This window comes from Streptomyces tyrfis, assembly GCF_037034285.1.
In the GTDB taxonomy this organism is placed as follows: Bacteria; Actinomycetota; Actinomycetes; order Streptomycetales; family Streptomycetaceae; genus Streptomyces.
On record NZ_JBAGJZ010000009.1, the window covers coordinates 1 to 13,908 of the forward strand.

Below are 13,908 nucleotides of genomic sequence, written 5' to 3' on the forward strand. Positions count from 1 at the left end.
CGGACGGCCCCCAGGCCCTGTCTTCACACCGCCGCCTGCCGAACGACGGCGGTGTGAAGGCAGGTCCTAGGCCGCGATCCAGTAGCGCGTGAGGTGCCGCTTGGCGTCGCGGTAGGCGGAACGCGCGTGCACCATACGCTGGTTGTCCCAGACGAGGACCGAGTCCTCCGGTATGAGCACGGAGACCTTCTCCTGCCGGAAGAACTCCTCGGCCTGCTCGGCGAGATGGACGCCGAAGCTCCCGAGGGGCAGTTCGGAGGCGTCGACCGAGGCGTCGACCGGCGGGTCGTACTGGCCGGTGGTGAGCAGGTTGTAGCTGAACCGGAGGATCTCCTCCCCGTCGGCGGTGCGCTCCACCACGGGACGCCGCACCCCTTCGGTGCCGACGCCTCCGGTGTTGTGGCCGAGCCACTCGATCTCCCGCTCGTACAGAACGGCCCGGTCCCCGTCGCTCAGCGATTCCACGAACCGCCGCATGTCCGCCAGTTCGGTGTGCCCGCTGCCGCAGGTCGCCTGGACGCGGCAGTGCAGGGCCAGATAGCCGGGCGGCGGGTTCCATCCCGGGGCCTCGGTGTGGACCAGGATGGTGTTGACGCTCTTGGAGTAGCGCCGCTCCTCGAAGCCGGGCGCGGCCTTGACCTGGTAGCGCAGGGCGCCGTCGTACTGCGGTATGAGATCGCCGAACGCGTGCAGCGCGGCGGCGGCCTCTTCGTCCGTGCGAATGCCGTCGAGCACGGTATATCCGCGTTCCGCGAGTTCCCAGGTGTGAACATCAAGCGCTGTAGACATGTTGAATCCCCCAGCATCAACAGATTCCGACGTACGTCGTGTCGCTCTCAGCTGTTCGATCTCCGGCACGATCTTCAGCGAGCACGAGGGGCTCCGCAATGCACCGGACTGTGAGATGGATCACCGGCAAACTGGTGAACCGGTTGCCGGCGAGCAGAGGGCCGACAGGACGCGTTATCGCAGATGAGACAGGGTATGGCTGAAATTCGCCTATCCACGGAAAGCCGAGGTGAGTCCGCATAACATGCATCGCATGACCGATATCGGAATCCGCCCGGCCGACGCGGACGACATTCCCGCCATCGTCGACATGCTCGCCGACGACGCGTTGGGAGCGACGCGCGAGTCCCCCGACGACCTGCGCCCCTATTTCGCTGCATACGAACGGCTGCAAAGCGATCCGAACCAGTTCGTGATGGTCGCCGTCCGCGAGGACCGGGTCGTCGGCACCTTTCAGCTGACCATCGTCCCCGGTCTCTCCCGCCGCGGCAGCACCCGCTCGGTCATCGAGGGAGTTCGGGTGCACAGCTCCGAACGCGGCAACGGACTGGGCCAGTTGATGATCGAGTGGGCCGTCGCGGAATCCCGCAGGCAGGGCTGCTCCCTGGTCCAGCTCACCTCCGACACGGCCCGCCCGGACGCCCACCGCTTCTACGAGCGGCTCGGTTTCGTCGGCTCGCACGTCGGCTTCAAGCTCGCCCTCTGAGGGCTGCCCCGCATCGGGCGACGTTCGCCCTGTCGACGACGGCGCCCAGGCGGTCGTCGTCGGCACGGCGGTTCCGCCGGGGGACGCGGAGGCCGATCACGCCGCCCCGCTCCTCACGGTCGGCGCCGTCGCCCGGTCAGTGCCCTCATGAGCGACCCGCCAATTTGCCTAAACGCTTTAGGCAAATGCATGATGGTTGTCGCTGGATGGGAGGTAGGTTATGGCCAGAGTGGGACTGACCCCGCAGCGGTTGACCCTGGCGGGGGCGGAGCTGGCCGACGAGGTCGGTTTCGACCAGGTGACCGTCTCGGCGCTCGCCCGGCGGTTCGACGTCAAGGTCGCGAGCCTGTACTCGCACCTGAAGAACTCCCAGGAACTGAAGACCAGGATCGCCCTGTTCGCCCTGGAGGAACTCGCCGACCGGGTCGCCGACGTCCTCGCCGGGCGGGCCGGCAAGGACGCCCTGGCCGCCTTCGCGGACGCCTACCGGGACTACGCCCGGGAGCACCCCGGCCGTTACGCCGCCGCACGGCTCCGGCTCGACCCCGAGACGGCGGCCGCCAGCGCCGGGGTGCGGCACGCGCAGATGGCACGGGCGGTCCTGCGCGGCTACGACCTGACGGAGCCGGACCAGACGCACGCGGTCCGCATGCTGGGCAGCGTCTTCCACGGCTACGTGAGCCTGGAGTCGGCCGGGGGCTTCGCGCACAGCGCCCCCGACGCGCAGGAGTCCTGGGTCTGGATCGTGGACTCCCTCGATGCTCTCCTGCGAAACCGGGCCGCGCCCTGACCGGCGGTGTTCCGCCCCGCCGGAGTGTCCCGCCGCACCACAAACCGCGCCGCGCCGGCGCACCGTGCCACGCGTCGGCGCACCCCGCAGGGTCCGGAACGCACACGAAGGATCCCGGAACACCGATCGACAGGTTTGAGGCAATGAGCACCGAGCACGACTGGATCACCACCCCTGTCACCGCGGACATCCTGCGGGGCTTCCTCGATGTGGAAGCGACCGCGCACGGGCTGCTGCCGCACCGGCTGCCCGCCCGCGCGCGCCGGCAGATCCCCGACGACCGACTGGCCGTGGCCGAGGCCCAGCCCTCCGGCGTACGGCTGGTCTTCCGTACCCGGGCCACCTCGATCGAACTGGACACGCTGCCCACCAAGCGGGTCTACCGAGGCTTCCCGGCCCCGGCGGACGGCGTGTACGACCTGCTGATCGACGGCCGCCTCGCCGCCCAGGCCACGGTGGCCGGCGGCAACGTCCGCACGATCACCGACATGGTCACCCAGGCCTCCGAACTGTCCCAGGGGCCTGTCGGCACCGCCCGGTTCACCGGTCTGCCCGCGGGTGACAAGAGCGTCGAGATCTGGCTCCCGCACACGGAGATCACCGAGCTGATCGCCCTGCGCACCGACGCCCCCGTCGAGCCCGTACCGGACAGCGGGCGCCGGGTGTGGCTGCACCACGGCAGCTCCATCAGCCATGGCTCGAACGCCACCCATCCGACCGGCGTCTGGCCGGCCCTGGCCGCCGCCCGGGGCGAAGTGGAGCTGGTCAACCTGGGGTTCGGCGGCAGCGCGCTGCTGGATCCGTTCACCGCCCGGGCGATGCGGGACACCCCCGCGGACCTGATCAGCGTCAAGATCGGCATCAATGTCGTCAACGCCGACGCCATGCGCCTGCGCGCCTTCGCCCCTGCGGTGCACGGCTTCCTCGACACCATCCGCGAGGGGCATCCGGCCGCTCCCCTGCTGGTCGTGTCCGCCATCCTGTGCCCGGTCCAGGAGGACACTCCCGGCCCCCTCATGCCCGACTTCGACGGCGGAACCCTGCGGTTCAAGGCCACGGGCGACCCGGCCGAACGCGCCGCCGGACGCCTGACGCTCACGGTCATTCGCGACGAACTCGCCCGGATCGTCGGAGAGCGGGCGGCCGACGACCCGAACCTCCACTACCTCGACGGCCGTGACCTGTACGGCGAGAGCGACCACGAGGAATTCCCGCTGCCCGACGGGCTCCACCCCGATCCGGCGGGACACCGCCGCATCGCCGAGAACTTCGGCCGGCTCGCGTTCGACGACGGCCGCCCCTTCGCCGCCGTGAACGGCTGACGGGAATCACGGTCACACGGACCGCGCCCGCGCCGCGGCCGGCCCGGACCGGCGGCGGATGGCCTGCTCCGGGTGGTGGCGGCCCGCCTCGCCCGGCCGACCGGCCGCCCGGCTGACCGCCCGTGCGGCCGGTCGGCCCCGCCCGCGTCCCCCGGCGGCGGACGGCGGGAAGGCGCGGCAGGCTCTTGCGCCCGGCGATCCCCCTGAAGTGGGCTGTCCCCATGAAGAAGAGAAGCATTGCCGCACTGACCGCGGCCCTGACCGTGGCCCCCCTCCTGGCGGCGGGCGTGCCGGGGCAGCGTGCGGTAGCCGCCGGCCCCGGTGCCGGCGGTTCCTCGTCCCCCGCCGGCCCCACCGAGTCGACGCTCCTGCGCGGAGTGAACCTGGAGACGGTGACGATCCCCGAGTTACAGGCACGCATGAAGCGCGGGGCGCTGACCTCGTCGGAGCTGACCCAGGCGTACCTCCGGCGGATCAAGGCCGTCGACCCGAAGATCCACGCGGTGCTGCGGACCAGCCCGACGGCTCTGCGCCAGGCGGCCGCCAGCGACGTCAGGCATCGCCTCGGAAGGGCCCGCGGCCCGCTCGACGGCATCCCCGTCCTGCTGAAGGACAATGTGAACACCCGGGACATGCCGACGACGGCCGGCTCGCGGGCGCTCGCCGGAAGCCCGCCGGACACGGACGCGGACCTGGTCGGAAGACTGCGCGCGGCGGGCGCGGTGATCCTCGGCAAGACCAACATGTCCGAATGGGCCAACTTCCGTGCGGAGAAGCCGACTTCGGGCTGGTCCGCGGTGGGCGGGCAGACGAACAACCCGTATGTCCTGGACCGGAATCCGTGCGGCTCGTCCTCGGGTTCGGCCGCCGCGCTCGCCGCGTCGCTGGCGCAGGTGGCGATCGGCACCGAGACGGACGGCTCCATCGTCTGCCCGGCCGGGATGAACGGGGTCGTCGGCCACAAGCCCAGCCTCGGACTGGTCGGCCAGTCGGGCGTCGTCCCGATCTCCGCCGAGCAGGACACGGCCGGCCCCATGGCACGCAACGTCGTCGACACCGCGATCACCCTGTCGGTGCTCAGCGGTCACGACGCCGCGGGCGACGGCGGCGCCTTCGGCGTCACGGACGCGGCCACGCGCCCCGGCGGTCTGCGCGGCAAGCGGATCGGCCTGTGGCGGCTCCCCTCGCTCGGCGCCGGGGTGGACGCCCTGATGACCCGGACCGCGGCGCGACTGCGTGCCGCCGGGGCCCAGGTCGTCGAGGTGACGCCCCCGTATCAGGACAGGCTCGCCGAACTCGAGTTCCCGGCCCTGCTGAGCGAGTTCCACCGGGACATCGACGCCTACCTGTCCACCCGCAACGGGCCTCGCGACCTCGCCGGGCTGATCGAGTTCAACCGCACGCACCCGGCCGAGCGGACCTGCTTCGCCGGGCAGGAGCTGTTCGAGCAGGCCCTGGCCGCGCCGCCGACCACGGATCCGCGCCACCGGGTCATGCGCGCCGAGCTGAAGGACCTGTCCCGGCGGTCCATCGACGAGACCATGGCCGCCCACGACCTGGACGCCATCGCCTCCCCGGCGAACCCGCCCGCCTGGACGACCGACTGCGCGCGGGGCGACAACGACGTGATCCCGTCCTCCACCCCGGCCGCCGTCGCCGGGTACCCCTCGCTGTCCGTGCCCGCCGGGTTCGTCGGCGAGTTGCCGGTCGGCCTGCTCCTGATGGCCGGCGACCGCCAGGACGCCGGACTGCTCTCGCTGGGGGCCGCGGTGGAGCAGCGGCTGGACGCCCGGCGGACGCCGAGGTACCTGCCCTCCGTGACGTCCGCCGCCACTCGCTGAGGCGGCCAGCGACGGCGTCGCCGCCTGTCGGCGATGCCGTCGCCGTGCCGCTCACGCCTTCCGCCGCGAAGGGCACGCCGGCCGGCCGACCGGTCCCGTGGCGGGTCCGCGGCCGCGGCCCGGTTTACGCCTATCGGGGAGCGCCACGCGACGTCGGCGCCGCGGGTCGGCATTCCAGTGGCATGGTTACTCATCGTCGCCATTCCGTCACGGAAAGAGTTTCCCGTATGACTGCTGCTGGAGAACCGATCCCGCCGATCACCGACGCGACGCTCACCGATATCGCCGCCAACGGCCTCTGGGGCCCCGGCCACACCGTCAACCAGTCCGTCGTCGATGTGTCCCGGGCCCTGCTCGCGGGCCTTCAGGGCGCACCGGGCGTGGAGCTCCCTTCGGAGCTGACGGAACTGGTGGCCGAGGTCCGGCGGCGCACCGTGATCGAGTCCCCCGGCGTCGCCGGGTCCGACGACATCCGCCTGTCGGCGCTCGCCATCAAGCAGCGCGACGGGGAACCGCACCCCGCCGTGATCATGCCCGCCGGCTGGAATCCGCTGGGCTGGCTGCCCTTCGTGTTCTCCAGCGCCACGCTGGCGCTGCGCGGTTACCACGTCCTGGCCTACACCCCGCGCGGTCTCGGCTTCGCGGGGCTGCCGTTCACCTCCGAGGGCTTCATCGACGTCGCCGGGCCCGACGACTGGGCCGACGGCTCGAAGGTCATCGACTACGCGGAGGACTGCTTCGCCCCGTCCCGGATCGGCTTCCTCGGCGAGTCCTACGGCTCCGGGATCGGTCAGTTGGTCGCCGCGCACGACCGGGCCGACCGCGTCTCCGCCGTCGTCGCGCTGAGCACCTGGGGGAACCTGGCCACCAGCCTCTACGACCACGGCACCCGGCACATCGAAGCCGTCCAGACGCTGATCGACCTCGCCGGCGGGCCGATGGAGAAGAAGTTCGACGAGGAGACCCAGCAGGTCCTCAAGGACTTCCTCGGCGGTCAGAACCTCGACGCCGTGGTCGCCTGGGGCGAACGGCGCTCCCCGCAGTCCTACGTGGACGCCACCAACGAGCGCGGAATCCCGACCTTCATCTCGAACACCTGGCACGAGACCCTGTTCCCGCTCGCCTCGGTGGTCGACACGTTCGACCGGCTCACCGTGCCGAAGAGGCTGAACGTGTGGATCGGCGACCATGGCGCCCCCGAGGGCCCCGGCATGACGGGGCTGCTGAGCAGCGCGCCGTTCCCCGGGCTGTGGGAGCCGATCCGGGAGGCGTACGACTGGCTGGATCATCACCTGCTCGGCAAGGACAACGGCGTGCCGGACTGGCCGGAGGTGAACAACCAGATCATGTTCACCTATCGGACCAGCCCCATCCCGGGCGGCACCCACCTGATCACGGAGCCGGCCCGCCGCGAGCCGCACGCGTCGTGGGGCGACGTCACCACCGGCTGCGAGCCCTGGTATCTGACGGGCGCCAACGGCTCGGGCGACGGCGCGCTCTCCGACAAGCCGGCCTCCGGATGGTCACGGGACTTCATCGCCGGCAACCTGACCGAGGCCACCGCGGGCGTCCTCCTCGAAACCGGCCAGCAGGAGTGGTTCGGCAACCCCAGGCCCTACGAGGTGGCGAAGTTCGACCGCTCGCAGCTGCTGGTCTGGTCGACCGACCCGCTGACCGGCCGGGACGGCGTGGCCCGGCGGATCAGGGGCGCCGCCGCCGTGCACCTGACCGTGCGCAGCAGCGCCGAGGCCACCACCCTGGTGGCCTATCTGTACGACGTCGACCCGGACGGCATCGCGAGGATCATCGCGCACGAGCCGTACACCGCCTCCGGCCTGACCCCGAACGTCAACAGCGCCATCGGCTGGCGACTCCAGACGACCGCCTACGACCTGCCGGCCGGACACCGTCTCGCCCTGGTCGTGAACAGCCGGGACCCGCTGTACTCCTGCGCGAGCGTGGACGGCAGCACCACCACCGTCAGCTCGCCGAACGGGAGCGAGGCCCGGCTGGAACTGCCGCTCGGCTGACCCGTCGCGGGCGACGCGGTCGAGTCGCGCGGCGAACGGACACGGGTGCCGCCGCCTGATGGGTACGCGTGAGGGGGCTCAGCCCTTAGAGCCCTCTCGCGGCGGTCGGCCCCGGGCTGCCGGTGTGGGTGGTTCCCGGCAGCGCGGCCGCCGCCGGAATCCTGTGGTGCTCCGCCCGGACGGGGCTCGCCCGGATGCGGATCCCCCCGGAGGAATGGGCCGCGACGCGGCGGCGGATCGCTGCGATCGAACCGGACCCGCGCGCACTGGTGGCCGAGAGGTTCGTCGAGGCCGGGCACGAGCTCACGCGCGCCCACGCCGCGCGCCCCGCCGATGAGCGCGTACGGCCGGAGGCCGACTTGGGGGCGGCCGAACGGGAACTCCGCTCACGCGGCGTGGAGTTCGCCGTCCCGGAGCCGCCCGGATCCTGGATCCTGCGGCAGCGCCTGAACCGTGCGGACCTCAAGAAGCCCGAGTTCTTCGCCCTGGAGCCTTCTTCGCCCTGGAGCCGCCACTCGCACCGCCCGTCAGATCGCGCCCGGCCGACGCCGCGCGGAGTGAGCGGCGGGGCCGGCCACGCGCTCCGCCAGACCGTGTCGCGTCGCCTCGTTCACCATGCGTCGCACAAACTTCCGGGCAAGGTCGGCCCGAGGGTGACACCTTGGTCGTCATGAGTGTCGATCTCGCATCCGTTCCGATCCGTTCCCCGCGGGCCGTCGGCGGCCGACCGGAGAACCCGGCCCGCTTCGACGCCCGGCCGGCGTCGTTCCTGGAGACCGTATGAGCAGCGCTCTTCTTGTGATGGACGTCCAGCGGGCAGTCGTGGACATCGCCGACGACGGCTCCGGATACCTGCCGCGCCTGCGCAGGGCGATCGACGGCGCCCGGGCGGCGGACGTCCCCGTCGTCTACGTGGTCATCGCCTTGCGCCCGGGCTTTCCGGAAGTCGGCCCGCGCAACAGGGCGCTCAGCGCCGTCGCGCGAGCCGGACTCCATGTCGAGGGCGACCCCGGCACCGAGATCCACCCCGATATCGCACCCCGGCCGGGCGAGGTGGTCGTCACCAAGAGACGGGCGAGCGCGTTCTCGGGCAGCGACCTCGACGTGGTGCTCAGGGCGCGCGGCATCGACAGCCTCGTCCTCACCGGCATCGCCACCAGCGCCGTGGTGCTGCACACCCTGTGCCAGGCCAACGACCTGGACTTCGGCCTCACCGTCCTCGCCGACGCCTGCCTGGACCTCGATCCCGAGGTCCACCGCTTCCTCACCGAGAAACTGTTCCCGCAGTGGGCGGACGTCGTCACGGTCGACGACTGGCTCGCCGCCACCCCGCCCCGGTAGCGGAGGACGTGGAAGGGACCGGTGTGCGGTGACGCAGGTCCGCACACCGGATGGGCGCGCCCGGAGAAGCCGGCCCCGAGCGCCCCTCTTCGAACGTACGGCGCGGGAGCCTTCCCGACCGGGGCCGGGGCACGAGGCTCCCGCGCCGCCGTCGTGTCCGCCGCATGCCCGGCATGCGGCTGTCCCGATTCCGCTGGTGAGGGTGTCTGCGGGATCGGCATCCGGCCGTGTCCGTTCTCCGCGGCCGCCGATCCCGCTCCACTCCCCCGAACGAGCCCCCGTCGCCGTCCAGCGGTTCGCCGACGGCCGAGCGGGGCTCGGCTCCTCCTGCCGCGAAGCAGGAGGGGTTCCGTTGTGCCGCCTCCTGACGGTGCGGCAGCTCGTGGGCCGTTCCCCGACTTCGGCCTGGACACATCCTCTTTGGCCGGGTGCGATCTCGACAGAGACCGTCGTCTGTAGCCGAATGTCCCTGGTCAGCGCGCTCCACGCACAAGAATTCGGACACCTGGGGGCTTTATGTTGCGTATCCACTTCACTTCGGAGGATCTGGCGCGGGTGACGCTCGGCCACAACAGCTCGCTGCCGGTGAGCGAGGCCGTGATGAGTCTGCAGGCGCTCCGCCGCGGCTCGGGTCCGCGGTTCTCCGCGTGGCGGAACCTCGTCGGAAAGCAACTGCCCGCACGGGCGTCGCTGCTGGGTTCCCTGGTACCGGCCGCCGGCTGGGCCCCGGACTTCCTCACCCCGGGACCCGACCACGCGTCCCCCGCCACCGGGGCGTTCGACGCGATACGAGCCACGCCGCGAAGACGTCTCACGGCCGAGCTGCACCGTCTGTCGCACCACCACCGCCTGCCCGCCTGGACACAACCGCTGGCCGACGGGGACCGCGAGACACTGGACGCGGTGGCCGACACCCTGTCCGCCTACTACGACATCGCGGTCACCCCGTTCCTCGACCGTATGCGGGCCGTGCTGGACGCGGACCGCGCCTGGCGGGTGCACGCCATGGCGAGCCTCGGCGTCGGCGCGGTACTGGCCGGCCTGCACCCGCAGGTGCGCTGGGAGGAACCCGTGCTGGAACTCCCCGGCCCGCCCGGACAGGGCCGGATCGACTTCCACCTGGAAGGGCGAGGGCTTCTTCTGTCCTCCCACGTCTTCTGCGGCGCCCGCCCCCGGGCGCTGCTCAACGAGGTGGGCATGCCCGTTCTCGTGTACGCGCCCGTCTGGAACCTCGGGAGCGACAGCCTCGTCGCCGAACGAGGGGATGCCCGGCCACGTGCGTCGACGGCCCTGGCGACCCTGCTCGGCCGCACCCGCGCGGCCGTCCTGGAGACCCTGGCATCCCCCGCCGGCCACAGCACCAAGCAACTCGCCGAGGCCCTCTCCATCTCCCCCGCCTCGGCCTCGGAACACGTCACCGCGCTGCGGGACGCCGGCCTGGTCACCAGCCTCCGACAGGCCAACGCGGTACGGCACACCGTCACCGCCCTGGGGACCGAACTCGTCTCGACCGCGAACGGCAGCGGCGGGGTCCGGCTGCCCTGAGAGGCCACGAGCCGCCGGACGCCGTCCCGCCGACGCGGTCCCCGGCAGACTCGGGCCCCGACCGGTACGCGTGGTTCACCGCCTGCCACGAGGGGTCCTACAATCCGGGCGTGGACCCGGGGGAACGCATCAGCCAGGAGGCGGTCACCGCCCGCTGGAACGCGGCGACACGTACGGCCCCGGTCGCCGCCCACGCCGTGGTGCCGGCCCGGCCCGAGGACTTCCGTGCCGGACGTCGCAGCGGTGCGGAAGGACGGCGAGCCGGTTCTGATCCCGCACGAGACCGCGGACCGCGGACCACACCCTGCCCGTCGACGCGACCGGCGGGCACGTCGAGGACGCCGTCCCGGCCGCGGAACACGTCGGGATCGACGGGCGCCGCATGGGCCGCCGTGGACGCACGCCGACGAAGTCGGAGACGCACCGCTCTGTTTCATCAAGCGCCGAACAGCGGAGGAGAGACGCCCATGAACCAGGAATTCGATCTGAAGACCGCGCTCACCGAACTGCTCTACGGAGACGAGGCGACCGAGCCGCTCGAAGACACTCTGGACAGGTGGCTCACACCGGACTTCGTGCAGCGCGTCAACGGCCGTGTGTGCCGACGGCCCGAATTCGCCGCGCATGTACGCGAGATGCGGTCGCGGATCGCCGACGGTGGAGAGCTGCGCACGCTGGAGGTGATCGGCGCCGACGGCACGGCGGCCGGCCGGTTCCTGTTCCGCACGACCTCGCCGGAGGGGGCGGAGCTGACCTTCGAGTCCCATCTGTTCGTCCGCGTCAGCGGCGGCAGGGCCAAGTCCTTCGCGGAGGTCGCCCGGCAGGTCGCCACCGACGACGACGGGGACCTGCTGACCGCGGACTGACCCTTCGCCCCGAGCACCGGCCGGAGCTCAAACGCCTTACGCGGTGAGGAAGTTGCCTGCCGCCTTCATCGGCCGGTTCGCCGCCCCAGGTCCTCCGTTTCGTCCCGCACGGGTACGTCGGGAGGGGCTGGCCCGGTGTTCGGCCGGCCGTTCGCCGGCTCGACGAAACACCGTTCCGTCGTGACGCAACGACGCCGGGGTCCGGGCCAGGAACCGCCCTCGCATGAAGGAGAATCCGTGATCTCGAAGCGCAAGAGGGCCGCACGCTCCGCTCGCGGGGCGGCGGCACGGGGCGGGGCGGCGGCGCGGGGCGGGGCGGCGGCGCGGGGCGGGGCGGCGGCGCGGGGCGGCGGCGCGGGGCGGCGGCGTGGAGCGGGGCGGCGGCGCGGGGCGGCGGCGCGGGGCGGCGGCACGGGGCGGGGCGGCGGCACGGGGCGGGGCGGCGGCACGGGGCGGGGCGGCGGCACGGGGCGGGGCGGCGGCGCGGACGTCTCCGACGGCACCAGCCTCGCGCCCGCCCGCGTCAACCCACCTACTTCCACCGGTTCCTGACGTAGCGTCATTTCCGTGAATCGGCCGTCCTCACCAGGACGAGCGTGGCGGCGGCGTTGTCCAGCAGCATCTCCAGCGCGGCCGGGTAGGCGCTGTCGTTCATGCGGGCGACCAGCAGGGGGGCCGTGGCCGCGATGTTCGGGTGGGTCTTCGCGGGGAGCCGGGCGTAGGTCGCCTGCCAGACCGCTTCGTCGGCGGCGCGCGCGGCGTGCGGGAGGGCGAGGCCGGCCGCGTCCAGCGCGGCGAAGGCGAGCGTCTGGTCGATGAACGCGTGGTAGACGCGCACCGCCTCGGGATCGGGCAGGCCCGCAGAGCGCAGCACGCCGAGGATCGCCTCGTCGGCGTCGATCTCGTTCGCCCGGCCGCTGACCCGGCTGGCGGTGAGGACGGCCGCCTGCGGGTGGGCGAGGTAGGCGGAGTGGATGCGCAGGCCCAGGTCGCGCAGGTCGGCGCGCCAGTCGCCGGTGGCCTTCCAGCCCCGCATGGCCCGGCCGATCAGCTCGTCGGCGATGGCGAGCGTGAGGTCGTCGGCGCTGCGGAAATAGCGGTAGAGGCTGCTCGGGTCGGCTCCGAGCGCCGCACCGAGCCGCCGCACGCTCAGGCCCTCCCTGCCGTGCTGCTGCAGCAGCCGCATCGCGGTCTCGATGATGAGCCGCTCCGACAGAACCACGCCGCCTTTGGTGGGCTTTCTACGCCTTCGCTCCGTCTCCGGCACTACTTCCTTGGGCATGACCGCTCCTTCAGCACCTCTTTCGCAGCTTATGCCAACGCCATTGACGTGTTCGTGGCGGGGGACCTTTCATGGGCGCACCAAGGCTCCGGCCTCTGCAGATGAAAGGCGTCTTTGCCATGCGAGTACTGCTTGTGGGCGCGGGCGGCGTAGGAACGGCGATCACCCGGATCGCGGCCCGCCGCTCCTTTTTCGACCACATCATCGTCGCCGACTACGACCTGTCCCGGGCCGAGGCGGCGGTGGCTGCGCTGGACGACGCCGGCGCCCGGTTCAGCACGGCGCGGATCGACGCCTCGGACCAGGCGGCCGTCACGGCCCTGCTCACCCGGGAGCGGTGCGACGTGCTGCTCAACGCCACCGACCCGCGGTTCGTGATGCCGCTGTTCGAGGCCGCGCTGGCGGCCGGGGCGCACTACCTCGACATGGCGATGTCGCTGTCGTACCCGCACCCCGAGCGGCCGTACGAGGAGTGCGGGGTCAAGCTCGGCGACGCGCAGTTCGCGCGCGCCGCCGAATGGGAGGAGGCCGGACGGCTGGCGCTGGTCGGCGTCGGGGTGGAGCCGGGGCTCTCCGACGTCTTCGCCCGTTACGCCGCCGAGGAGCTCTTCGACGAGATCGAGGAGATCGGTGTCCGCGACGGCGCCAACCTGACGGTCGACGGTCATGACTTCGCGCCGTCCTTCTCCATCTGGACGACCATCGAGGAATGCCTGAACCCGCCGGTGATCTGGGAGAAGGAGCGCGGCTGGTTCACCACGGCGCCCTTCAGCGAGCCGGAGGTCTTCGACTTCCCCGAGGGCATCGGCCCCGTGGAGTGCGTCAACGTCGAGCACGAGGAGGTGCTGCTGATCCCGCGCTGGGTGGACGCCGAGCGGGTCACGTTCAAGTACGGGCTCGGTGACGAGTTCATCGAGACGCTCAAGACCCTGCACAAGCTCGGTCTGGACCGCACGGAGAAGGTGACCGTCGGCGGCGCCCGGGTCTCCCCGCGTGACGTTGTCGCCGCCTGCCTGCCCGACCCGGCCACGCTCGGCGACCGCATGCACGGCAAGACGTGCGCCGGTACGTGGGTGAAGGGCGCCAAGGACGGGAAGCCGCGCGAGGTGTACCTGTACCACGTCGTCGACAACCAGTGGTCGATGCGCGAGTACGGATCGCAGGCCGTGGTCTGGCAGACCGCCATCAACCCGGTCATCGCCCTGGAGCTGGTGGCGGCCGGCTCCTGGACCGGATCCGGCGTCCTCGGCGCCGAGGCCTTCGACCCCCGCCCCTTCCTGGACCTGCTGAACGAGTACGGATCCCCCTGGGGCCTGCGCGACCAGTAGTTCCGCACCTCACGGTCGGCCCGTCCCCCCTTCCGGGGCCGGGCCGGCACCTCTGCCCCCGGCCGGGC

13 protein-coding genes are annotated in these 13,908 nt (G+C 72.0%); 11 read left to right on the top strand and 2 right to left on the bottom strand.

Annotated features, from left to right (window positions below; translation table 11 throughout):
* Positions 1-66: 66 nt before the first annotated feature.
* Positions 67-789 (bottom strand): TauD/TfdA family dioxygenase, encoded by a 723-nt coding sequence (locus WA762_RS09115; RefSeq protein ID WP_335934658.1) that lies wholly within the window; start codon positions 787-789, stop codon positions 67-69.
* Between the two features lie 253 nt (positions 790-1,042).
* Here WA762_RS09115 and WA762_RS09120 point away from each other — a divergent pair, with 253 nt between their 5' ends.
* From WA762_RS09120 to WA762_RS09165, 10 genes are all read left to right on the top strand, one after another.
* On the top strand, positions 1,043-1,495 hold the full coding sequence (locus tag WA762_RS09120; protein WP_335934659.1) for a GNAT family N-acetyltransferase: 453 nt from the start codon (positions 1,043-1,045) through the stop codon (positions 1,493-1,495).
* A gap of 220 nt (positions 1,496-1,715) precedes the next feature.
* On the top strand, positions 1,716-2,285 hold the full coding sequence (locus WA762_RS09125) for a TetR/AcrR family transcriptional regulator (protein WP_335934660.1): 570 nt from the start codon (positions 1,716-1,718) through the stop codon (positions 2,283-2,285).
* A gap of 143 nt (positions 2,286-2,428) precedes the next feature.
* Positions 2,429-3,607 carry a GDSL-type esterase/lipase family protein gene (locus tag WA762_RS09130; protein WP_335934661.1) on the top strand — a complete coding sequence of 393 codons (1,179 nt, stop codon included), beginning with the start codon at positions 2,429-2,431 and terminating at the stop codon, positions 3,605-3,607.
* A 221-nt stretch (positions 3,608-3,828) separates the two neighbouring features.
* Positions 3,829-5,448, top strand: a complete 1,620-nt coding sequence (locus WA762_RS09135; RefSeq protein WP_335934662.1) for an amidase family protein — start codon at positions 3,829-3,831, stop codon at positions 5,446-5,448.
* Between the two features lie 227 nt (positions 5,449-5,675).
* Positions 5,676-7,478, top strand: a complete 1,803-nt coding sequence (locus tag WA762_RS09140) for a CocE/NonD family hydrolase (protein ID WP_335934663.1) — start codon at positions 5,676-5,678, stop codon at positions 7,476-7,478.
* 194 nt (positions 7,479-7,672) lie between these two features.
* Positions 7,673-8,152, top strand: a complete 480-nt coding sequence (locus tag WA762_RS09145; protein WP_335934664.1) for a hypothetical protein — start codon at positions 7,673-7,675, stop codon at positions 8,150-8,152.
* Between the two features lie 106 nt (positions 8,153-8,258).
* On the top strand, positions 8,259-8,819 hold the full coding sequence (locus WA762_RS09150) for a cysteine hydrolase family protein (RefSeq protein ID WP_335934665.1): 561 nt from the start codon (positions 8,259-8,261) through the stop codon (positions 8,817-8,819).
* Between the two features lie 516 nt (positions 8,820-9,335).
* Positions 9,336-10,364, top strand: a complete 1,029-nt coding sequence (locus WA762_RS09155; protein ID WP_335934667.1) for an ArsR/SmtB family transcription factor — start codon at positions 9,336-9,338, stop codon at positions 10,362-10,364.
* A gap of 467 nt (positions 10,365-10,831) precedes the next feature.
* Positions 10,832-11,230 carry a nuclear transport factor 2 family protein gene (locus tag WA762_RS09160; protein ID WP_335934668.1) on the top strand — a complete coding sequence of 133 codons (399 nt, stop codon included), beginning with the start codon at positions 10,832-10,834 and terminating at the stop codon, positions 11,228-11,230.
* Between the two features lie 237 nt (positions 11,231-11,467).
* A complete protein-coding gene (locus tag WA762_RS09165) occupies positions 11,468-11,782 on the top strand; it encodes a hypothetical protein (protein ID WP_335934669.1) in 315 nt (104 codons plus the stop codon).
* 7 nt (positions 11,783-11,789) lie between these two features.
* Here the strand turns inward: WA762_RS09165 and WA762_RS09170 are convergent, their stop codons facing one another.
* A complete protein-coding gene (locus tag WA762_RS09170; RefSeq protein WP_335934670.1) occupies positions 11,790-12,512 on the bottom strand; it encodes a TetR/AcrR family transcriptional regulator in 723 nt (240 codons plus the stop codon).
* Positions 12,513-12,631: 119 nt separating this feature from the next.
* Between WA762_RS09170 and WA762_RS09175 the strand changes: the two genes are divergently transcribed.
* Complete coding sequence (locus WA762_RS09175; protein WP_335934672.1) at positions 12,632-13,840, top strand: saccharopine dehydrogenase family protein; 1,209 nt, start codon at positions 12,632-12,634, stop codon at positions 13,838-13,840.
* Positions 13,841-13,908 lie beyond the last annotated feature (68 nt).